Genomic DNA, 21,771 nt, shown 5'->3' on the forward strand with positions numbered 1-21,771 from the left:
CTACCAGTCCTCGTCGCGACCCCAGCCGCCGAAGGCGCCGTTGCGGCGCGAGCTCAGGTAGGAGCCGATGACGGCGGCGCCGAGGTCGTCGTCCGCCTCGGGCGTGACGACGGTGCCGCCGGCGCGCTTGGCCATGGCGTCGACGAAGCGGGCCAGACCGGGGTCGTCGCCGAGCCGGAAGATCGTCGTGCGCGCGCCCAGGCGCGTCGACGTGTCGAGCTCGCGCACCGCGAGGGCGATCGTCACCGGGTCCGGCGGGTAGTCGAAGAAGACTTCGCCGCTGGACTCCAGGTGAGAGGTCGGCTCGCCGTCGGTGACGATGAGGAGCACGGGCTGCGCGTTCGGGTGCTTGCGGAAGTGCCGGTTGGCCAGCAGCAGGGCGTGGTGCAGGTTGGTGCCCTTCTCCCACTTCTCGTCGAGCGCGACCAGCTGCTCGATCTGCATGACCGACGCGCTGCGCCCGAACCCGATGAGCTGCAGGTCGTCGCCGCGGAACCGGCTGGTGACCAGGGTGTGCAGCGCCAGCGCGGTGCGCTTCATCGGCACCCAGCGCCCCTCCATCGCCATGGAGAACGAGGTGTCGACGAGCAACGCGACGCACGCCTGCGTCCGCGACTCGGTCTCCTGGATCTCGACGTCCTCGATGCGGAGCTTCGTCGTCCCGCGGACCAGCGCGTTCGTGATCGTGCGGCTGACGTCCCACGGCTCGGTGTCGCCGAACGCCCACTGCCGCGTCGATCCCGACGGCTCGCCCGCGGTGCCGGTGCGGCGGACCTCGTGCCCGCCCGTGCGACCGGACATCGTGTCGGCCACCGCCTTGAGGACCGACTTGCCGAGCTGCCGCATGGCCTTCGGCGTCAGCGCGAGCTGGCCGTCCGAGCCGCGCCGGATCGTGCCGGACTCGCTCAGCGCCTTCTCCAGCCGCTGCAGGGTGCGGGCGTCGACCACCGCGTCCTTCCCGAGCTGCCGCGCCAGCTTCTCGAGGTCGAGGTCGTCCAGCTGGGAGCCCTCGTAGGACTGCGCGAGCTGGTCGGCCAGGGCGTCGAGGTCGGCGAGGTCCTGGAACACGCCGGTGCCGTCGCCGAGCCCGAGCCCGTTCTCCCCGTCCATACGCTCCGAGCTCCCCCAGTCCTCGCCGGGCCGCAGCGAGCGCAGGCTGTCGTCCATCCGGCTGAGCTCGTCGATGAGGTCCGACGAGCCGAACGCCTGCTGCGCGAGCGCGTCGAGCTCGTCGCGCTGCTCTTTGCTCATCGAGTTCCGCATGCGCTGAGCGGCGGCGGCCCGCTTGGCGAGGGCGTCGAGGAGCTCGTCGAGGTTCTGGGGCTGCTCCGGGAAGAAGTCGCCGTGCTTCGCCATGAAGTCGTCGAACTGCTCCTGGGTGTCCTGGCCCTGCCGCCGCGCGTCGAGCAGCCCGTTGAGGTCCGCCAGCATCTCCTTCAGCGCGGCGCGGTCCTCGTCGGTCGCGTTCTCGAGCGCCTCCTTCATCCCGGCGATGCGCTGGTCGAGCATCTCCCGGCCCAGGAGGTCCTTGATCTTCTCGAACTCCTCGCGCGCCTCGCTGCTCCGCCAGTCGTAGCCGTTGAGCTCGTTGACGGCGGCCGCGGGCGACGAGGGCAGGTTGTCCAGCTGCATCTGCGCCAGCGCACGGTCACCCTCGTCCATGTCGACGTCGCGCGCGAGCTGCTTGCGCTCGGCCAGGACCGCCCGGTCGAGCAGCTCCTTGACCTCCTGGAGAGTGCCGTCGAGGTTGTTGTCCCGCGTCAGCTCCCTGCGCCGCTGCGCGACCCGCCGCCCCAGCTCGTCGAGCCCGGCCTGGTCCCGGCCGCCGCGCCGCAGGAACTCGCGCATCGCGTGCTCGGGCGAGTAGCCGGCCATGACGTCCGCGCCGATCGCGTCGAGCGCCTCGGCCAGGTCGACCGGCGGCGCGAGCGGGTCCGGCCCGTCGACGTAGTGGGTGTACCTCGCGAGGCGCCGGTTGGGTCTAGCCATAGATCGTCTCGCCGCCCCCGGACTCCTTGCTGATCCGACGAGCGAGGTACAGCCCCTCGAGCGCGAGCTCGATCGCGCCGGCCCGCTCACCGTCGTTCGTCGCACCGAGGCGTGCGCAGATCTCGTCGTAGAGCTCGGACTCCCCCAGCGCGGGCACGCCGGTGAGCACGTCGCGCGCCGTGACCTGCTCGCCGGTGGTCACCATCGCGCCGCCCTGGATCGCGTCGACCAGCAGGCCGAAGTCGATGCCTCGGAAGTGCGCGCGGACGGTCTCCGCCGTCGCGGTCCGCAGCAGGTGGTCGAGGATCTCGTCCTCGCGCCCCTCCTCCCCCGACTCGAACTCGATCTTGCCCGCGAGCACGTCCACGGCCGTCTCGAGGTCGATCGGCCTCGCGACCGCCTGCTCCTCGCCCTGCCGCGCGGCCCGGTGGAGGGCGGAGGCCGCGACGGTCTCCGCGCCCGCGATCGCGAATCGCGCGCTCACCCCACTGCGCTGGTCGACCGCGCTCGACTCCCGCAACGCCCGCGTGAACCGGGCCAGGATCTCGACGAGGTGGTCCGGCACCTCCGCCTGCAGAACGGCCTCCTGCCGGATGACCGCGATCTCGTCGGTCAGCTCGGTCGGGTAGTGCGTCCGGATCTCGGCACCGAACCGGTCCTTCAGCGGCGTGATGATCCGCCCGCGGTTGGTGTAGTCCTCGGGGTTCGCGGTGGCGACCACGAGCACGTCGAGCGGCAGGCGCAGCACGTAGCCGCGGATCTGGATGTCCCGCTCCTCCATCACGTTGAGCATCGCGACCTGGATGCGCTCGGCGAGGTCGGGCAGCTCGTTGATGGCGACGATCCCCCGGTGCCCCCGCGGGACGAGGCCGAAGTGGATCGTCTCGGGGTCCCCGAGCGCGCGCCCTTCGGCGACCTTCATCGGGTCCACGTCGCCGATGAGGTCCGCGACGCTCGTGTCCGGCGTCGCGAGCTTCTCGACGTAGCGCTCGTCGCGGTGGCGCCAGGTGATCGGCAGGTCCTCGCCGTGCGCGATCGCCTTGCGCTTGCTCGCCGCCGTGATCGGCTCGTACGGGTGCTCCCCGAGCTCGGACCCCTCGATGACCGGAGACCACTCGTCGAGCAGGCCCTGGAGCGTGCGGAGGACGCGGGTCTTGCCCTGCCCGCGCTCGCCGAGCAGCACGATGTCGTGCCCGGCGATCAGCGCGCGCTCGAGCTGCGGGACGACGGTGTCGTCGAAGCCGTGGATGCCGGGCCACGGATCGCGGCCTTCTCGGAGGGCTTCCAGGAGATTGGCGCGGATCTCTTCCCGCACCGAGGTCTGGACGTGGCCGGAGGCGCGGAGCTCGCCGACCGTGGACGCTGTGGGACGCATCATCCCGTCGAGCGTACGTCCGGTTTCTGCGGATGCATCCTCAGCCGTCCGACTGTGTGAGATCCGCCGGCAGAGCGACTGGGCAGTCGGTTGACGTGGGTCGCCGCGCGCTGCCTCCCCACAGGAATCACAGGTGGCCGTTGCGCCGACTCCGACACGTCCGCGCGCTCGGTGTAACTTCGGCGCAACCGCCCCGTTCAGCGGGCACTGCGCAGGAGTTCTCGATGTCGAAGCCGCACCTCCTCTTCTTGCATGGCGTCGGATCGGGCGACCAGAACGACGAATGGAAGAGCGCCCTACAGGGAGCACTGACGGAGCTGGGATACCCCGAGCTGGATACGGCGACCGTGATCGCCCCGAAGTATCCGAACTCGCTGAAGGGCGTGGACGACGACGATCCCCTGCCCGGTCTGACCATCAAGGCGCCCACGGGCGAAGCGGCCAAGAAGAATCGACGGGATTTCGAACGCCGAGAGGCTGCGATCGAGTTCTTGCTGGGCAAGCACGATCGCGGCAACGGCTGGTTCGGCGGCGATCCCATCGCGGAAGCTGCCCTGAAGCAAGCGCCGTTCCAGCAGGCGGCGAACTACCTCAAGAACCCACGGGTCCGAGCGCACGTTCTTGCCCGGATCCTCCGTCAGCTGCCGAGCTCGGGGCGTCTTGTCGTCGTGGGCCACAGCCTCGGGTCCGTCATCGCAGCCGACCTGGTGCGGCGGTTGCCGCCCGAGATCGAAGTCGCCGGCATGGTGACCATCGGGAGTCCCCTCGCCAACGCGGGATTCGGTCTCGAGGGGCTCCGCGCGACGCTGAAGGAACCGCCCTCCAACCTGGCGTGGTGGGTGAACTTTTGGAACCTCGCCGACCCCGTGACAACTCACCGCGGTGTCTCATCGGTGTTTCCCTGGATGACCGACTATCGCATCCGGACCAAGGTCGACGGCCATGTCCACGACGCGGTGACCTACCTGAGGAAGCCCGTCGTTGCGACTGCGATCGGCTACGCGCTCTACGGTTCGCGGTCGAAGGAGCTCGCGGTCGTCGAGAAGGGCGTAGACATCCGGCTGAACTACGCCGAGACGTTCGCGCTCTTGGCACTCCGGTACGGCCACCTCACGAGATCGAGACTGGGTGGTGCACAGAGGGACCGCTACTCGGACGCCCTCCGGCACGTGCAGGCGGAAGCACTCGATTCCATGAAGCGGCAGCGAGCGCAGGACGGCCGCCCGCTCCCGGCCTTGGTCGCCGCCCTCGCAGTTGATCTGTCGGATCCCACATCTGTCGCGCCCGAGCCGAGCCGGATCTCCTCTCTTTCGAAGGAAGAGGCCGTCGTCATCTTGACGGGACTCGCGACCGCGAACGTCATTCACCCCTTCGAGATCGATGTCTCCAGCAAGTCGCGACACGAGGCACTCATGGAGCTCACCATCGAGATGGGACTGGGCACACAGTTCGGTCGTGACGTGATCTCGGCCCGTGATGCCGCCCGGAGCGCGATGACCGGCGGCGGCACCAACTGGGTCAGATGGGCAGCCCTCGGTGCAGGCGCGGTAGCAATCGTCGTCGCGACCGGCGGTCTGGCCCTCGCAGCTGCTCCCGGTGTCGTCGGTGCTGCTGCTATCACCAGCGCCCTCGCGGCGTTCGGGCCAGGAGGAATGATTGGTGGCCTCCTGACGGCCGGTGCCCTCGTCAGCGCGGGCGGCGGCGGCGTCGCGCTCGGCCTCGCGGGCTCGAACACCACGGCGGAAACCGTCGAAGCTGTCGTGTCCGCCCAGCTGACCGCTGCGATCCTGCGGAAGTACCAGGGTCTCGAACAGGACCCGAAGACCTGGGCAACCCTCGCGGAGACCGGCATGGAGCTTCGACGAGAACGCGCTCACCTCGAAGCTATCTCCGACGAGTCGGCTCCAGCTCTCAAGGAGTTGGCGCGCAAGCTCAAGGCGATCGACTGCGCACTCGCCTATCTCGACTCGGAGGGCATAGGACGGGGCGTCGCGGACGCAGGCAACTCCAAGAGGCGCCGTGGCGCGGATCTGTTCGACCGCGCCTCGGAGCCGTTTCGCTCCGTGGACCTGGACGGTGACGGAGTCCCTGACCAACCTCGCGCGGCGACGGCGGTTGCGGATGCCAGTTCGGCCCTCAAGGGAGCGGCGGCAGGTGGAGCCGAAGCGGTGGGCTCCCTGCTCCGACGCAAGCGAAATCGGGATGGCTCAGTCGCCGATGTTGACCCTGATCCCGTGGACGATCTCCCCTAGCGTCGGTCTCGTTCTCTGCAGCCGGTCGACAATGCGTCCGGCTGCGATTGCCATGGGCTTGAGCGGCGCACGAACGGAACCGACTCAATACGCGCCCCGTCAGCACCCGGGATCGATCCCGGATCCGGTCCCGCGTCCATCAGCCTTCGCCGTCGGTGTCGCCGGCTCGGCTGTCACATCCGAGCGGCACGCGTGGAGACCGTGACCGTGAACTTCGGGTCGCGACCAGCCTGCCGGGTCGGCCCGACGACCCGCTCCAGCGTGGGCCGGTATCGCAGGTGCGAGTTCCACACCGCCCACAGCTCGCCGCCGGGCTTGAGGACCCGCGCGGCCTCCGCGAACAGCGTCCTCGCCACGCCGTCGTGTACCGCGGCGCCGACGTGGAAGGGAGGGTTGAGCACCACCAGGTCGACGCTCGCGTCGGGGACGCCTTCCGCACCGTCCGCGCGAAGGACGACGACCCGGCCCTCCAGACCGTTGGCTCCTACCGTTGCGCGCGCGGAGGCCACAGCGGCGGCGGACTCGTCGGTCGCCGTGACGGCCAGCCCGTCGTTTGCCCGCGCCAGAAGCACAGCCAGCACCCCCGTGCCGCAGCCGAGGTCGACGGCGGTCTTCGCTTCGGGCGGCATCGCGTCGAGGTGCTGGAGCAGCGCGCGCGTGCCGATGTCGATCCCGGTTCCGGCGAACGCGCCGCCGTGCGCGCACACCGTGATGCCGAGGTCCGGGTGCTCCTGGCACACGGGCCAGCGCTTCTCGGGCCGCTCGGCTTCCGGACGGGGTTGTGACGCGGTGAGCAGGCGCGACTTCTGCCGGGCCAGGTGGGCCTGCACGTCAGCGAAGTGGCGGCCGAGGACGTCGTTCATCGCGGTCGTCATGTGCTTGACCCGGCCGCCCGCCACGACGAGCACCGTGGGATCGGCGTGCTCGGCAATCAGGCCGGCGATCTCGTCGAGCGCGTCGAGCGACCGCGGGAGCTGGAGCAGCACCACCCGGGCGCCCGCGACGAGCTCCGGCGCCAGCTCGAGCTGCGCGAACCCGTCGAGCCCGAGCCGCTCGGCGTTCGCCCGGAGCGCCCGCTCGCCGAGCAGCCGGTCCTGGTGCGTGCGGACTCCCGACACCCCGTGCCGCGCGATGGCTCCGAGCGTCAGCGCGCCGTGATGATCGCCGATCACAACGACGGCCTCGCCTGTGGCTTCCGCTAGCGCGGGCGCGGCCTCGTCGAGGATCAGCCGGTCGCTCGCGTCGACCGCGTGCAGGTTCGGTGCCTCGAGGTCGGGATAGCGCCGGAGATTGGCCAAGACGTCCGTCTCGTCACGCCCTGCCTCCTGATCCACGCCACCGAGGCTAACCGTCAGGACGCCGTCGTCGACTCCTCGCATCCGGCGGCCGCTAGCGTGGAGGTCATGCCCAGGCATCCGCCGCGGGTCCTGATCTCGGGCGCGAGCGTCGCGGGCCCGACGGCGGCGTACTGGCTGAGTCGGCACGGGTTCGACGTGACGGTCGTCGAGCGCATGCCGCTCGTCCGCGTCCGAACCAGCGGGCACGCCGTGGACCTGTTCGGGCCGGCCATGGACGTGGCGGAGTGGACGGGCGTGCTCCCCGCGGTGATCGACAACCGCACCCGGACCGAGATCATCTCGTTCCAGCGTGGCGACGGCCGAGGCGTGACCGTCCAGCTGCGTGACTTGATCGCTGGAATCTCGGGCAAGCACGTCGAGATCATGCGCGGCGAGCTTGCCGGCATCCTGTACGAGGCGACTCGTCGCGACGTGGAGTACAGGTTCGAGGACTCCATCCGGACGATCGTCGACGAGCCCGACGGCGTCACCGTGACGTTCGAGCACGCCCCCGCCGACCGGTTCGACCTCGTGATCGGAGCGGACGGCCTCCACTCCGTCGTCCGCGGTGCAGTCTTCGGGCCGGAGAGCCACTTCCGACGATTCCTCGGCGGATATCTGGCCTTCGCAGCCATCCCCAACTACCTCGATCTCCACGGCCGCATGGTGGTCTGGAACGCTCCGGGCCGGGTCGCGGCGATCTACCCGGTCCACGGGACAGCCGCGGCCAGGGCGGGCTTCCTGTTCCGCCGCGACGAGGAGCTGCCGCTCGATCACCGCGACATCAACGGGCAGAAGCAGTTCCTCCACCACCTCTACGGGCGCGACGGTTGGGAGGTTCCGCGGCTGCTCACCGAGATGGACGCGGCCGACGACTTCTACTTCGACTCGATCAGCCAGATCGTGATGGACCGGTGGACCAGCGGCCGGGTCACCCTGGTCGGCGACGCCGGCTACTCCCCCGGCCCGGCCGTCGGTGGCGGCACCAGCATCGCCATGGTCGGCGGCTACGTCCTGGCGCACGAGCTAGCCGGGGCCGGCCCGGACTACCAGGCCGGTCTGCGCGCGTACGAGGACCGCATGCGCGACCTCGCTGCCAAAGCGCGCGACATCGGGCCGACGATCATGTCCACGCTGATCCCGCGGACGAGGATCCAGGTCCGACTCATCCCGGAGCTGATCCGTCTCGTGACGCGCCTGCCGCCGTCCGTGCAACGGCGCGTCGTGCGGCTGCAGGCAACACCGGCACGCGCCCTCGACTCCATCGACCTGACTGGTCCGGTGGCCGAGTAACGCGCGGGGGACGTGCGCCTGTCGTGGATCCCCTAGGCGTTGGGGCCGCGACCTGCCCGTCGCCACGGCGCTGGGATCCATCCGCCGACCCGACCAGGACGACAACGGACAGCGCCGGCCGAGCGTGCGACCGGTGAAGGTTCACTCCCCCGGAGACAGCCTCGAACGGTCTGTGCGTCCTGGCATGCTCGTATGAGCTCGAGCAGCCCAGTTCGGCCGCGGTCCCCGGGACGTTCGCTTCATGGTGGTGATGCTCGGCAAGGGTCGGCACTGGTCCCGCTCAGAGACCTTTCGGGCCGACGACTAGGTCTTTGGAGTCGGGGTCGGCGTAGTGTCCGAAGCATGTCGCGCGGCAAGGGGATGCGTGATGTCGAACTTGACGACGGCGGACCGGACGACGGTGGACCGGGGGTCGGCGACGAGGCGGCGCGTGCGCGCGGAGATCCGCGACATGGACAGCGCGAGCCGGTTTCAGTCGTCCCTGCCGGCGGCGGGTTCGGACCGGCACTGTGGGCTCGTCGTCGATGGCTGCTCCTCGGGTGCGCACTGGCACTGCTCGCGGCGGTCGTGGTTGTCGACGGCGTCCGGGCCCGCGCCAGGGATGTTCACCTCGCTGCCGTAGCGGGCCTGCTCGAGCCGATGGACTCCTCGCTGCGGGAGGTGTGGATCCAGCCAGGCGGCTGGCAGCATCCCGCGGTGCACGGCCCCGACCTGATGGTCAGCCTCTTCGGCGACCCCTCGGAGGGCTTCCGGCTCGTCGGGAACGACATCGTGACGGGCGAGCAGCGGTGGGACGTCGCGCTTCCCGAGGTTGCCTCAGAGCTGGACGTGGGATGTCGAGCTCTTGGTCCCGACGTTCAAGGGCTGATCTCGGTGTTCCACGCCCGCTCGGGACCGCACGCGGTGAGCACGCACATCGTCTGCCGCTTAGTTGCCCCCGCCAGCCCAGGGACCGAGCTCCCGGCGCACGGCCCCGGATCCGAGGCCCGCTTGGTGGTGCTCGACGCGCAGACCGGGGAGACGGTCAGAGATCGGAGCCTCGAGTACGGGTTCGGCACCGTTGAGACGCTCGGCTCCGACATCGTGGTGACGACCGTGCTCTCGGACGGACGCGTGCAGGTGACACGCGAGAACCCGCTGACCGGTCGGGTGCGGTGGACCGCCCGGAGCGAGCAACCGCTGCCCGGCGCCGGGTTTGGACGGGGGCCACAGGCACCCGAGACGAGGACTGAGCACGGCGTCATCGTGGTGAGCGGTCTCATCGCGATGGCCCTGTCCGAGGACGGTGAGGTCCTGGGTGAGTGGCCGGCGGAGGGCGGCCAGCGCCAGGTGGAGCTCACCGTGCTAGCCGACGGCCGTTTCGTCGTGGGCACCCCGGACGTCCAGGGCATCGCCCATTACGGCACCGTCTCTGCCTCCGATGACGGGGATGGTTTCCCGATCGACGGTCCCCTCCTCAGGCTCGCCGTCGACGACGGCTCGGCGAGCGACCTCCTGCTGACCATCAGTGCGAGCGGCGCCGAGGTCGTCGCGCTCGACGCCCGGACCGGTAACGCCCGATGGAGTACGGAGGCGACGCCTGAGGACGGGGACCTTCTGCTGGACGACCGCCTGATCACCACCTTCGGGGACGACCTCGTCGCGGTGGACACCCGCACCGGCAAACGCCTGTGGACCGCTCCGGACGATCTGCGGGCCCGTCGTCCCCTGCTCACCGATGGTCACGTCGTCCTCGTCACGACCGGGAACGACGACCAGGAGCCGATCCTCACGGCGGTCGACATCACTGACGGACGTGTGCTCTGGACGGCTGCGGGGCCTCCGGGCACCGTGCAGTTCTTCGAGATCGGCCGCCGCCTCATCGCCCTGCAGCAGGAGCAGATGACCCGCCTGGGCTGAGGCACGCCAACGGCGAGCCGCCTGAACAGCTGCCCGGCTCTCGTCGTGGGGCGTCGCGTGCCGTCTGTCATCGCGATCCGACCTGGGCGGTCGGCGTACGCGCAACAGAGCGTCTTGGCGGACTCCGCGAGTGCTCGAAGAGCGGGCCGGTGGTGGCACGGTCACGCACTGTGCGCTACCTCGGAGCGCGACTCCAGCGAACACTCGACTACTGCGCTCGCCGTCAGTCAGACCCTCCTTGCCAGCCTTGGCTGGAAGACCCGGACGTTGAGGTACCACCCCACGGCGCCGCAGACGCAGACGAGCACGAACAATGCGGTGAACCCCAGGATCTCCAGCACGGGTGCCAGCGCCAGGACCAGGACCGACGACACCAGCATGGAGGTTGAGAAGAGGATCCCGACGTAGAGCGGGGACTTTCCCTGAGGACTCACGTCACCGAGCATCAGCATCGTCGTCTGCATGTAGCACGCGTTCCCCAGGTTCGCCAGCACCCATGCGACGACGAGCGCCGGCCACGAGTGCGACACCAGTCCGACGATCCCGGCCGCCGTCACGGCTACGGCAGCGACCGGCGACAGCCTGACCGGCCCTCTCCGGTCGATGAAGAAGCCGAACACCAGGCTCACGGCGACGCCCGTGACGATGGCCAGGCCCGCGAGCAGAGAGACCTGCCGCTCCGAGGCGGACAGGTCCCGGATGGCGTGCAGCGTGTAGAACGGGATCAGGGAGTTCGCCACCACGAGAGCGACGCTCGACCCCACCATCGCGCGGAACGCGGGGTCGCCGACCAAGGTCGCGGGGATGGCCTTGAGGTACTCGGCGACCCGGAGCGGGTGCGGTGGCTCCACGTCCTCGTCCTCGTCCATCAACCAGAACCCGGCCGCGTTGGCGAACAGGAAGAGCAGCCCGATGCCGAACAGGACCATGAAGTCCTGCGGGTAGGAGATCCTCTCGATCACGACGGGGATCAGCGCGGCGACGCCGAGGGCGATGATGCTGCCGGTCGCCATCCCGACCCCGCGCGCTCCCGCGCGCCTGCCGGGGGGCAGCAGCTTCAGCATGAGCGGGACGTTGAACACGGTCCCGGAACCGGCCATGAGGTTGAAGACCACCCACGACGCCAAAAACACCCACGTCATGGCTGACGGGTTGTCCGCGAACAGAGGCATGGACACGACGAAGGCCAGGAAGATGGCCCGCTGCGCGAACAGGATCCAGGCGAAGGACCGGCCCATCCGCCGCGCCCGGGAGCAGAGGGACACGAAGACCGGTTGCGAGACGAACATGCACACGGAGACGGTGGCCGTGGCGACCGCGAACTGCAGGGTGGACGCACGGAGCTGCTGGAAGAGCAGCGGGATGACCGTCGCCATGGAGATCAGGGCGGTCGACGGCTGGAAGGTGACGCCGTCCAGGAAGAACAGCACCACGTTGCGCCGGACAGTCCGTGGGCCTCCATAGGCGGCGTCGACTGCGGCCTGCGTCATGCACTCCCCCTCCGAGATCGAGCGATGGCACGGCTGCGCCGGGGTCGCGAGCGGCTCACGGGCGCGCCCGTCGACGGGAGGCAGCGCTGCTCCCTGCTCGGTCTGAGCAGACCGGGACCCGAACTAGGTCAGGATGCGGTCCGCGTTGTCGTGGTAGACGGCCTTGAGCAGGTGCTCCGGAAGGTCGACGCCGGAGACGGTCCAGCGGCCCTGCGGCGGGATCTCGGCACCGGGCGAGTAGTCGAACGACTCGTCCTGGGTCTCCAGGAACCGGAAGTGGTTGTGATACGCCTCAGCGGAGATCGGGTAGATGTCGGTACCGAACAGCACCCGATCGGGGAACCGCTCCACCATCGTCGCGAACCGTCGCGGCTGACGGCCGAGCTCCGCCATGCGACCAGCGATGTCGACGTTGAAGTTCGGCGCCTTCGCGAGGAGCCCTTCGACCCAGTCGAGGTCCTCGGCGACGCAGCCGACGTGGGCGCCGATGTACGTCGTTCCCGGGGTCGCGAGCACGAGGGTGGCCAGGCCCTCCACGATCCGATCGAACGTCGGGAACTTCGTCGTGTCGCCGAACCACCAGTCGCGGCTGTGCATGAGCTCGTCGAGCCGCTCGTTGTGCACGTCCAGCGGGTCGAAGAACGCCTTGGGGTCGGACACGTGGATGAGGATCGGCAGCCCCAGCTCACCGGCGCGGGTGAGGATGCGGATGACGCGCGGGTCGTCGGGCAAGATCTTCGATCCGTCGGCGTCCTTCACCCACAGGCCGAGGTTCTTCCAGACCTTGATGCCGCGCGCGCCGCGCGAGGCACTGTCCTCGAGCTGCGCGATCAGCGTCTGCTCCCCGTCAGCCTCGGCGAGCCGATCCCAGTCCACGTGGCAGAAGGTGGCGAACCGGCCGGGGTAGGCGCGGTCGTACCGCTCGACGTTCGCGGTGACCTCCTCGCTCCAGCGCCCGTCGAGGTTGACGATCGTCCGGACGCCGACCTCGTCCATCATCGCGACGAGCGCGGCGGGGTCCTTGATCAACCAGTCGCCGTCGTCGCTCAGCCACCGCCCGAGGTGGTTGTGGATGTCGATCGCCGGGAACGCCGGGTGGTCGACCGCGGTGACGGTGCCGGCCATCTTGCTGCGGGGTCGCCACTCGCGCAGCGGCAGGTCGTACAGGGCGTCCCAGTCGGCGTCAGGCGTAGGCATTCTGCGTCTCTCACTCTCTCGAAATCTGACAATGGATTGCGGGCGTCAGCCCTTGATGCCGCTGGAGGCGATTCCCTCGAGCATGTTCTTCTGGAAGAAGACGAACAGCAGGATCATCGGAATGCTCGCCAGGAAAGAGCCCGCCATGAGCACCGGGTAGTTCGTGAGGAACTGCCCCTGGAGCGTGGACAGGCCGGCGGACAGCGTCATCTTCTCGGGGTCGTTGTTGACCACCAGCGGCCACAGAAGGTCGTTCCACGACCAGATCGCGGTGAGGATCCCGAGCGCGAGCATCCCGTTCTTCGCCAGCGGCAGCATGACCTTCCACCAGACCTGGAACGGGTTGCACCCGTCCAACCTCGCGGCCGCGTCGAGATCCGCGGGCAGCTGCATGAAGAACTGCCGCAGGAGGAACGTCCCGAACGCGCTGAAGATCCCCGGCAGGGCCAGTGCCGTCACCGTGTTCAACAGGTCGAGGCGCTGCATGATCTGGAACTGCGAGAGCAGGAACAGCTGCGAGGGGACCATCAGGACGGACAGGAAGGCGATGAAGATGACGTTGCGACCTGGGAACTCCAGCCGCGCGAACGCGTACCCGGCGGCCGAGCAGAAGAACACCTGACCGACCGTCCGCGCCAGGGTCATGATGACCGTGTTGAGGAACTGAGCACTGAACGGCAGGGTCACGAAGACGTCCGCGTAGTTCTTCCACACCGGGCTCGACGGGAACATCGTCGGCGGCACCGAGATCGACTCGGCATACGTCTTGAGCGAGGTCGAGACCTCCCAGAAGAACGGGAAGACCATCAGCAGCGACCCGACGATCAGCACGACGTGGATGAGCGTGTGCGAATGCTTCGGCCCGACGGCCTTCGTCGCGGAGATACCGTCACTCATAGTGCACCCACCGCTTCTGGACACGGAACTGGAAAGCCGTGATCAACAAGATCAGTGCGAGCAGCACAAAGGCGATCGCAGCGGCGTAGCCACCGTCGCCCTGCAGGATTCCCTTCGCGTAGAACAGGTAGACGACCGTCTGCGATTCTTCGATGGCCGGGCTGGCCTTGCCGACCATGAGGTAGACGAGGTCGAACGCCTGCAGCGCGTTGATCACCGTGATCACCGTGACGAAGAACGTCGTCGGCGTCAGCAGCGGCATCGTGATGCCGAAGAACTGCCGCCACTTGCCCGCGCCGTCGATGGACGCCGCCTCGTAGAACTCGCCGGGGATCTGCTGCATCCCCGCCAGCAAGAGCACCATGTTGTAGCCGAGCGAGCTCCAGATGGAGACGATCCCGACCGCGTAGATCGCCGTCGCGGGATCCGACAGCCAGTGCGGGCCGTCGATGCCGAACCGGGCGAGGAACTGGTTGAGGATGCCGGTGTCGCCGTTGTAGATGAGCTTCCAGACGAGCGCGATCGCCGCCGGCATGGTGACGACCGGCAGGAAGTACACCACCCGGTAGAAGCTCACCCCGCGCAGCCCCTTGGTGCTCAGCAGCGCCGCGAGCCCGATCGACAAGGGGATGCCCAGGAGCGTCATCACCGAGAAGATCACGGTGTTCCACAGCGATCGCAGCAGCTCAGGGTCGCGGATGACCTCGGTGTAGTTCTGGAGGCCGATCCACTCGTGTCCGCCGAACGTGCCCCACTTCGTGAACGAGAAGTAGAACGTCTGGAGTGCGGGCCAGATGGAGAAGGCGGTCAGACCGATCGCCGTCGGCAGGATCAAGAGGTAGGCCCAGTACCTGTCGCCGTGACGCAGCGAGCGCCTCTTGGTGCCGCGGGGGGGCAGCGGTGCCGACCGCCGCTGCCCCTGCTCGACCGGCGGCACGACCTGTGAGGTCACCTGTCGAGCCCCCGGTCACTTCTCCGCGGCGAGCGCGTCGTTCATGGTCTTCGCGGCGTTCGCGGAGGCCTCCTCGACGGTCACGTCACCGGTCCACGCCTTGTTGAACTCGAGCTCGATCGGGTCCTGCCACGCGGCGGAGTTCAACGAGGAGGGGTACTGCGTCGAGTTCTCGAGCGCGTCGACGAACACCTGGAGGTTGAACTCCGGGAAGGCTTTCACCCAGCCGTCAGCGGTCCCCTTGTAGGCGGGGATCACGATGCCGGCGTCGGCCTGGGCGGTCTCAGCCTCCTCGCCGCCGAGGTACTGCAGGAACTCCCACGCCGCCTCGGGGTGCTCGGACTTCGCGGACATCACGTTGCCCAGGCCGTTGCTGACGCCGCCCGGCTGGTCGAGCTTCGGCATCGGGGCGACGTTCGCGTTCTCCGCGGCGTAGGGGATCTCCTGGAACTCGGCGGCTGCCCACGAGCCCTCGAAGATCATGGCGGCCTTGCCGGACGTGAACCACGTGTCGGCGTCGGTGTCCGTCATCTGCTGCAAGGTCGGGGACACCTTGTACTTGTTGACGAGGTCGACCCACACCTGGACGCCCTTGATGGCCTCAGGCGTGTCGTACCCGGAGGACTTCTTGTCGTCCGAGATGACCTGGCCACCGGTCTGCGGGATCGTCGAGTAGTAGCTCTGCTGCGGTGCCGACTGGGCGACGATTCCGTACTGGCCCGTGCTGGGGTCGGTCAGCTTCTGCGCCGCCGCGACCATGTCGTCCCAGGTCCAGTCGGCGGTCGGCTCGGGGATACCGGCGGCGGCGAAGAGCGCCTTGTTGTACCAGAGACCGATCGAGTCGATGTCCTTCGGGATGCCGTAGACGCTGCCGTCGAACGTGTAGGCCTCGGTCTGGATGTCGATGTAGTTCGACATGTCGATGTCGGAGCCGTCGAGCTTGTCCGACAGGTTGGCGAGAACGCCGCCGTTGGCGTACGTCGCGAAGTTCGACTCGTTCATCCAGAACACGTCGGGGGCAGCGCCGCCGGTCGCCGCCGTCTTGAGCTTCGTCCAGTACTGGTCCCACGGCGTGACCTGCACCTTGACGGTGATGTCGGGGTGCGTCTCGTGGAACTTGTCGGCGATCTGCTGCATCACCTTGCCCTGGGTGTCGTCCCAGACGCCGTAGCTGATGGTGACGGGGCCGGAATCGCCGTCGCCGCCGCCGTCGCCGCCGGAGCAGGCGGCGAGCGCGGTCACGGCCGCGAGGCCGGCCGCGACGATGAAGGCGTTCCGCTTGGTCGTGCTGTGCGTGCGAATCACGATCTTCTCCTGGGGGTTGGGAGGGGGCTTACGCGAGACGGTGCAGGGCGGGGATGAGACGTCGTGCGTTGTCCCCGACGACCCCGGAGGCGAGCGCGGGTGACAGGTCGAGGGCAGAGACGCGCCACCGGCCGTTGCCCGGCGGCTCCTCGGCGTCGTACGGGAAGTACTCGTCGGCCGTCTCGAGGAACCGGAAGTAGATCTCGTAGTCCTCCGCGGTAGGCGGCGAGACGTCGGTGCCCAGGACGACCCGGTCGGGGTGGTCCTCGATGAGCCTCTTGGTACGGCGTGGCTGCCGGCCGAGCTCGGCGATCCGCGCCGCGATGTCGACGTTGAAGTTCGGGTAGGTCCTGAGCATCCGGTCGACCCAGTCGAGGTCCTCCGCGTAGCAGCCCACGTGGGCGGCGACGAACGTGACCCGCGGGTTCGCAGCCACGGCACCCTCGAGCGCGTCGAGGAGCCGGGACAGCGGCGGGAACTGCGGACCCGTGAACTGCCAGTCGGGGTGGCGGAGCAGCTCCTCGATCCGTTCGTTGTGCCGGTCCAGCGGCTCGAAGAACGCCGCCGGGTCGGCTGTGTGGACGCAGACCGGCAGGTCGGCGTCGGCGAGCGCCGACCACATCCCCTCCAGTCGAGCGTCGTCGAGGAAGATCAGCTCGTCCTTCTCGTCGCGCAGCCGCAGCCCGAGGTCCTTCCAGAGCTTGAGCCCGCCCGCGCCGCGCGCCGCGGAGTCGGCGACCGAGGCGGCGACCCGCTCGGGCCAGCCCTTCTCGGCCGTCTCGTCCCAGTCGACCCGGGCGTAGCTGACGAACCGGCCGGGGTACGCCCGGTCGTAGCGGTCCAGGTTGGTCTCGAGCTCGTCGCGCCAGCTGCCGTCGAGGTTGACGATCGTGGCGACGTTGCACTCGTCCATCAGACCGACGAGCGCCGGGACATCCTTCACGCGCCAGTCGTCGTCGTTCCAGCGCCCGGTGCGCATGTGCGCGTGCCAGCGTCCGAGGTGGTTGTGCGCGTCCACGGCGGGTGTCGACGCGCGCGGCACCGGGTGCGACGGCAGGCTCACCGTCGGGCGCGGCGCGAAGTCCCGCAACGCGAGCCTGTCGAGCTCGTGGACGTCCATCGAGCGGTACCTCCTCGTACCAGTGGTGGTGGGACACGGAGCGGCTGGTGGGTCACCCATCGGTGACGCGTGCAACCTCGAGCTGGAGTTCACGCCGATCGTTCGAGAGGGGTCCCGGTCACGCGCGCCGCACAACGCGCGCTGCCCACGGACGGCGGGTAGAGCGATTCGCGCAGGTCGTCGCTCCGGGTCGAGCGCGCGAGGCTCCTCGCCACGTCACGCACCCGCGGGGCCGTGAAGACGCCGCCGGAGGTGCTGCTCCTCGACTGCACCTCGGCGGCGCTGCGCCCGGCGTCCGCGACCAGGCAGCAGGCCGTCGTCGTGCCACCGCCGTCGACGCCGAGGAACGTCGTCATCGATCGGCCTCGAAGGTATGCACCGTCACGCCCTTCACCACGCGGTTGACCTGGCCGTCCGGCGAGGGGGTGTCGGGCGTGATCCCGAGCTCGAGGGATGCGTTCAGCGCCAGGAGCTGTGCGACCAGCACGTACACCAGGCCGACGAGCGCGTCCGGGTCGTCCGCGAGGTCCGGCACGGCCCACGGCCCGTCCGGCTCGAGCAGCTCGCTCTGGCTCGCGCCCACCACGACGACGTTCTCGCTGCCCATCTGCGCCTGGAGCTCCGCGATGATGTCCTCGTCGTAGAGGCGGACGTACGCGTCGTTCGACAGGTACACGATCGCCAGCGTGCGGTCGTTGATGACCGACTTCGGCCCGTGCCGGAACCCGAGCGAGGAGTCGGCGTAGCTCACGACCGCACCGGCGGTGAGCTCGAGCACCTTGAGGGCCGACTCACGGGCGAGGGCCGCGAGCGAGCCGCTGCCGAGATAGACGACGCGGTCGTAGCCGCGCGCGGCGAGCTTCGCGACGTCGTCCGGGGTCCGGCGGAGCACGGCGGCGCCGGCCGCGGCCAGGCGCTCGGCGACACCCGAGTCCAGCCCGCTCGGCACGAGGGCGAGCCACGTCGCCAGCACCATCGACGTGAAGCTCGACGTCATGGCAAATCCCTCGTCGTGCGACTCCGGCGGCATGAGCAGCACGAGCGAGCGCTCCGAGCCCGAGTGGGTCCGCGCGAGCTGGCCCTCGGCGTTGCACGTGACGATGAGGTGGTAGACCGACGAGAGGCACCGCTCGGCGAGCTCGGTGGCGGCGACGCTCTCGGGGCTGTCGCCCGAACGCGCGAACGAGACCAGCAGCGTGGGGACGTCCTCGACGAACGCCTCCCGCGGGTGGGTGACGATCGCCGTCGTGGCGACCGCGTCGATCGTGCGGGAGAGCGCGCTGGCCAGCGCCGGCGCGAGCAGCTCGCCGGCGAACGCGGACGTGCCGGCGCCGGTGAGGACGATCCGCAGGTCGTCGCGAGCGAGCAACGGCTCGAGGAAGCGGCGCACGGGGTCGCGTCGCTCCGCGAGGTCCGCCGCGAGCCGACGCCACACGGCCGGCTGCTGGGCGATCTCCCGGCCGGTCGCGCCCGCGCGCTCGTCGAGAGTGGCCGGTGCGTCGTCTCCGAAGTTCTGGTTCGGCAGCATTGCGGTCACGACTGGTTCCTCTGGGTCAGGGGTTGCAGGCGAGGTCGTCGGTGCAGCACACGTCACGGACGTCGAGCGCGAGGGCTTCGGGGTCGGTGGTCAGCAGGCCGCCCCGGCCCCTCGCATGCTGATCGGGCAGGTGGGCTGCCATGAAGGGGTCCATGCACAGTGATCTCCTGGTGCTCGATGCGAGCGGAGTGCGTCCGCTCAATTGCGCAGCTGCCCCCCGGGGGAAAGTCCCTTCTGCGTACTCGCGTTGGAACGTAAGGCGGGCGTCGGTGAGGGTCAACGTTTCGGCGCGACCCGATCAGTTTTTATGATCGGTTCGAGCAATCGAGTGCAGGCGCACCTCGCCATTCCGTCGGTTGTGCACCCAGGCGAGCTGCTCGCGCTCGCCGGCGCAGGGGTCGACGAGACAATCGTCGACGCGTCGCACCTCCGCCTGCAGGGGCGGACGACAACCTCGACGCCCGCCGAGCGGATCCGCTCGAGCTAGGTCGAGGCCTGGACGAACCTCCGGCGCCGCTTGCGCGAACCCGCTTCGACGCCGGACACGTTCGCGGTCATCGCCCTCCGCAAGTGATCAGTTTTTCTGATCGCAACGGGCCGAATTCGTTCACCTACTTGCACTGGCTGCCGAAAGTTGCTGATCATCTGCCCATGTCACGCGTCGCCTTCCTCGGCGCAGCGCGACCCCAGATGCGGCCACTGACGGTCGCGACCATCAACGGTGTCGTCGGGGCCGCGCTGCTCCTCCCGGCTCCCCCGGGCGCGATCGAGGTCGCCCTCGTCGACTCGCCGGCCTGAGGCGCCTGGTCGTACCGGAGGAGCCACCACTGAAAGGGAGATCCACATGCCCGCAGCGAACCGGCCGGCCGTCCTCACGATGGCCGCGGGCGGCGGCGTGACGGTCGACGTCGACGGGTCGCTGTTCACCCGGGTGTCCCTCGACGGCGTCGCCGTCACCGGGTTCGACCCCAGCGAGATCCTGCTCGTCGACGGGACGGCGGTCGAGGAGTTTGCCTGCTCCGAGCACGAGATGCTGGCCGTCACGGACTCCCCCCACGGCGCGGGCGTCCGCGCGGCCGTGCACGGCCACACCCCAACAGGACTGCGCAAGACGGTCGTGCTGACGTCGTACCAGCAGCTGCCCGGGATGGTCGTCCTCGAGGTGACGTTCGCGAACACCTCAGCCGAGCCCGTGCACGTCACCGGGTGGCGCACGGCCGCACACGAGCTCCTCGAAGCGCCCGAGGGCTTCTACACGTTCTCGGGAACGACCTACACGGACCGCCGCGACTGGGTGCGCCGGGTCACCGACACGTTCGCCCAGGTCAACTCGCTGGGGATGGACTCGTCCGACTACGGCGGCGGCACCCCCGTCGCGACCGTCTGGCAACGCGACGCGGGCCTCTCCGTCGGGCACCTCGAACCGATCGCGCGAGCCTTGAACCTCCCGGTCCGCAGGACGCCCGCCGGCGCGAGCATCGCGGTCGAGGGCCACGACGACCGTGTGTTGGCGCCGGGCGACGAGCTGGCCACGGACACCACCTTCCTGATGGCACACCGGGGCGACCACTTCGTCCCGCTCCAGCGCTACCGCGACTATCTCGCCCCCCTCGGGCTGCGCGCCCCGACGGCGCCGGCGTCGGCCTTCGAGCCGGTCTGGTGCGCGTGGGGCTACGAGCGCGACTTCACCGTCGAGCAGGTCGTCGCGACGCTGCCCAAGGTCGTCGAGGTCGGCCTGCGGTGGGCGGTGCTCGACGACGGCTGGCAGACCAACGAGGGCGACTGGGAGCTCGACCCCGGGAGGTTCCCGCGCGGCGACGAGGACATGCGGACCCTCACCGCGCAGATCCGCGCGCACGGGCTGCGCCCGCGCCTGTGGTGGGCGCCGCTCGCGGCCGACCCGACGAGCGACGTCTACCGGCAGCACCCGGACATGCTCCTGCTCGGCCCCGATGGCCGGCCGCAGCGGGTGACCTGGTGGGACGACTTCACGATGTGCCCCGCGTACCAGCCGACGATCGACCACTTCGTCGCACAGGCGAGAAGGTTCGTCGCGGACTGGGGATTCGAGGGCCTCAAGCTCGACGGTCAGCACCTCAATGCCGTCGGTCCGTGCCACAACCCTGCGCACGGACACACCCGCCCGGAGGAGTCCACAGAAGGCCTGGCTCTCTTCTGGAAGGCGATCTACGACGCCGTCCACGCTGCTCATCCGGATGCGGTCGTCGAGTTCTGCCCATGCGGCACCGCGCTCGACTTCCACAACCTGCCCTACGTCGACCAGTACCCGTCCGCTGATCCGCTGTCCTCCTACCAGGTCCGTTCCAAGGGCAAGTCGGTCAAGGCGCTCATGGGCGCCGGATCCAGCTTCGCGGGCGACCATGTCGAGCTGAGCGACACCCACGACGACTTCGCATCCAGCTACGGCGTCGGCGCCGTCCTGTCGACGAAGTTCACCTACCCGGCAGGGCCTGACGCCGAGATCGTCCTCACGCCGGAGAAGGAGGAGCTCTGGAAGAAGTGGATCGATCTGTCCCTTCGGTCCGGGCTCCCGACCGGTGAGTATCGCGGTGAGCTCTACGACATCGGCTTCGACGTACCCGAGGGCCACGCCATCGCGAAGGGCGCCACCCTGCACTACGCCTTCTTTGCCGACGACTGGAGCGGCGCGGTCGAGCTCCGTGGCCTCGGCCTGGGGACCTACCGTCTGACCGACCCGTTCAGCGGTACCGATCTCGGTGTGGCCAGCGGGGAGGAACCGACCGTCGACCTGACGTTCACGCGATTCCAGCTCGTCGTCGCGGAGCCGGTGTGAGCCGGGCACAGGTCACGCTCGGATGCATCGTCACACCCGACCTGCATCCGCGCGGGTTCCTGGAGGCGGCGCGAGCGGCCGCGACGGCGGTCTCGAGGAGCAGGACTGCTGCGGGCTAGTAGCTCCGGATCTCCAGCGGACCTGTGCCCTGTGCCTGCGCCGAGCTGGGCATCACCGCGAAGCGGACTCGGCCCTACCGGCCCCAGGCAACGGCAAGATCGAGCGGTTCCACCGCACCCTGGTCGAGGGCTGGGCATTCCCCACTCCGCCATCGGCAAGGCTGCACCCATCACCAGGCTGAACGACCCGCCGG

17 protein-coding genes are annotated in these 21,771 nt (G+C 69.3%); 5 read left to right on the top strand and 12 right to left on the bottom strand.

The window, feature by feature from the left end; translation table 11 throughout:
- Together AC1DT4_RS00405 and AC1DT4_RS00410 are read right to left on the bottom strand one after the other, a co-directional pair.
- Complete coding sequence (locus AC1DT4_RS00405) at positions 1–1,989, bottom strand: vWA domain-containing protein (protein WP_477087783.1); 1,989 nt, start codon at positions 1,987–1,989, stop codon at positions 1–3.
- A complete protein-coding gene (locus tag AC1DT4_RS00410) occupies positions 1,982–3,367 on the bottom strand; it encodes a MoxR family ATPase (RefSeq protein WP_477087784.1) in 1,386 nt (461 codons plus the stop codon). Before AC1DT4_RS00410 ends, AC1DT4_RS00405 begins: the two co-directional genes overlap by 8 nt.
- A 221-nt stretch (positions 3,368–3,588) precedes the next feature.
- Here AC1DT4_RS00410 and AC1DT4_RS00415 point away from each other — a divergent pair, with 221 nt between their 5' ends.
- Positions 3,589–5,616 carry a hypothetical protein gene (locus AC1DT4_RS00415; protein ID WP_477087785.1) on the top strand — a complete coding sequence of 676 codons (2,028 nt, stop codon included), beginning with the start codon at positions 3,589–3,591 and terminating at the stop codon, positions 5,614–5,616.
- Positions 5,617–5,789: 173 nt separating this feature from the next.
- On the opposite strand, the gene AC1DT4_RS00420 is transcribed toward AC1DT4_RS00415, so the two are convergent.
- A complete protein-coding gene (locus AC1DT4_RS00420) occupies positions 5,790–6,950 on the bottom strand; it encodes a class I SAM-dependent methyltransferase (protein WP_477087786.1) in 1,161 nt (386 codons plus the stop codon).
- Between the two features lie 69 nt (positions 6,951–7,019).
- On the opposite strand from AC1DT4_RS00420, the gene AC1DT4_RS00425 reads away from it, so the two are divergent.
- Entirely contained in the window at positions 7,020–8,246 is a 1,227-nt protein-coding gene (locus tag AC1DT4_RS00425) for an FAD-dependent monooxygenase (RefSeq protein WP_477087787.1), read from the top strand.
- Between the two features lie 192 nt (positions 8,247–8,438).
- Positions 8,439–10,145, top strand: a complete 1,707-nt coding sequence (locus tag AC1DT4_RS00430; RefSeq protein ID WP_477087788.1) for an outer membrane protein assembly factor BamB family protein — start codon at positions 8,439–8,441, stop codon at positions 10,143–10,145.
- A gap of 227 nt (positions 10,146–10,372) precedes the next feature.
- Here the strand turns inward: AC1DT4_RS00430 and AC1DT4_RS00435 are convergent, their stop codons facing one another.
- From AC1DT4_RS00435 to AC1DT4_RS00475, 9 genes are all read right to left on the bottom strand, one after another.
- Positions 10,373–11,635 carry an MFS transporter gene (locus AC1DT4_RS00435; RefSeq protein WP_477087789.1) on the bottom strand — a complete coding sequence of 421 codons (1,263 nt, stop codon included), beginning with the start codon at positions 11,633–11,635 and terminating at the stop codon, positions 10,373–10,375.
- Between the two features lie 123 nt (positions 11,636–11,758).
- Entirely contained in the window at positions 11,759–12,832 is a 1,074-nt protein-coding gene (locus AC1DT4_RS00440; protein WP_477087790.1) for an amidohydrolase family protein, read from the bottom strand.
- A gap of 45 nt (positions 12,833–12,877) precedes the next feature.
- On the bottom strand, positions 12,878–13,729 hold the full coding sequence (locus tag AC1DT4_RS00445; protein WP_477087791.1) for a carbohydrate ABC transporter permease: 852 nt from the start codon (positions 13,727–13,729) through the stop codon (positions 12,878–12,880).
- Positions 13,722–14,681 (bottom strand): carbohydrate ABC transporter permease, encoded by a 960-nt coding sequence (locus AC1DT4_RS00450; protein ID WP_477087792.1) that lies wholly within the window; start codon positions 14,679–14,681, stop codon positions 13,722–13,724. The genes AC1DT4_RS00445 and AC1DT4_RS00450 overlap by 8 nt, the downstream gene beginning before the upstream one ends.
- 15 nt (positions 14,682–14,696) lie before the next feature.
- On the bottom strand, positions 14,697–15,986 hold the full coding sequence (locus AC1DT4_RS00455; protein ID WP_477087793.1) for an ABC transporter substrate-binding protein: 1,290 nt from the start codon (positions 15,984–15,986) through the stop codon (positions 14,697–14,699).
- 28 nt (positions 15,987–16,014) lie between these two features.
- Positions 16,015–17,106, bottom strand: coding sequence for an amidohydrolase family protein (locus AC1DT4_RS00460; RefSeq protein WP_477087794.1), 1,092 nt, complete (start codon positions 17,104–17,106; stop codon positions 16,015–16,017).
- Between the two features lie 89 nt (positions 17,107–17,195).
- On the bottom strand, positions 17,196–17,462 hold the full coding sequence (locus tag AC1DT4_RS00465) for a hypothetical protein (RefSeq protein ID WP_477087795.1): 267 nt from the start codon (positions 17,460–17,462) through the stop codon (positions 17,196–17,198).
- Entirely contained in the window at positions 17,459–18,634 is a 1,176-nt protein-coding gene (locus AC1DT4_RS00470) for an SIS domain-containing protein (RefSeq protein WP_477087987.1), read from the bottom strand. The genes AC1DT4_RS00465 and AC1DT4_RS00470 overlap by 4 nt, the downstream gene beginning before the upstream one ends.
- A gap of 25 nt (positions 18,635–18,659) precedes the next feature.
- Positions 18,660–18,785 carry a hypothetical protein gene (locus AC1DT4_RS00475; RefSeq protein ID WP_477087796.1) on the bottom strand — a complete coding sequence of 42 codons (126 nt, stop codon included), beginning with the start codon at positions 18,783–18,785 and terminating at the stop codon, positions 18,660–18,662.
- A 509-nt stretch (positions 18,786–19,294) separates the two neighbouring features.
- Here AC1DT4_RS00475 and AC1DT4_RS00480 point away from each other — a divergent pair.
- Both AC1DT4_RS00480 and AC1DT4_RS00485 read left to right on the top strand, forming a co-directional pair.
- On the top strand, positions 19,295–19,441 hold the full coding sequence (locus AC1DT4_RS00480; RefSeq protein WP_477087797.1) for a hypothetical protein: 147 nt from the start codon (positions 19,295–19,297) through the stop codon (positions 19,439–19,441).
- Positions 19,442–19,487: 46 nt separating this feature from the next.
- The gene (locus AC1DT4_RS00485) at positions 19,488–21,458 is read left to right on the top strand and encodes a glycoside hydrolase family 36 protein (protein ID WP_477087798.1); all 1,971 of its coding nucleotides are present in this window, start codon (positions 19,488–19,490) and stop codon (positions 21,456–21,458) included.
- The last annotated feature ends 313 nt before the right edge of the window (positions 21,459–21,771 follow it).

It is taken from the genome of Cellulomonas sp. P4_D11 (genome assembly GCF_056401915.1).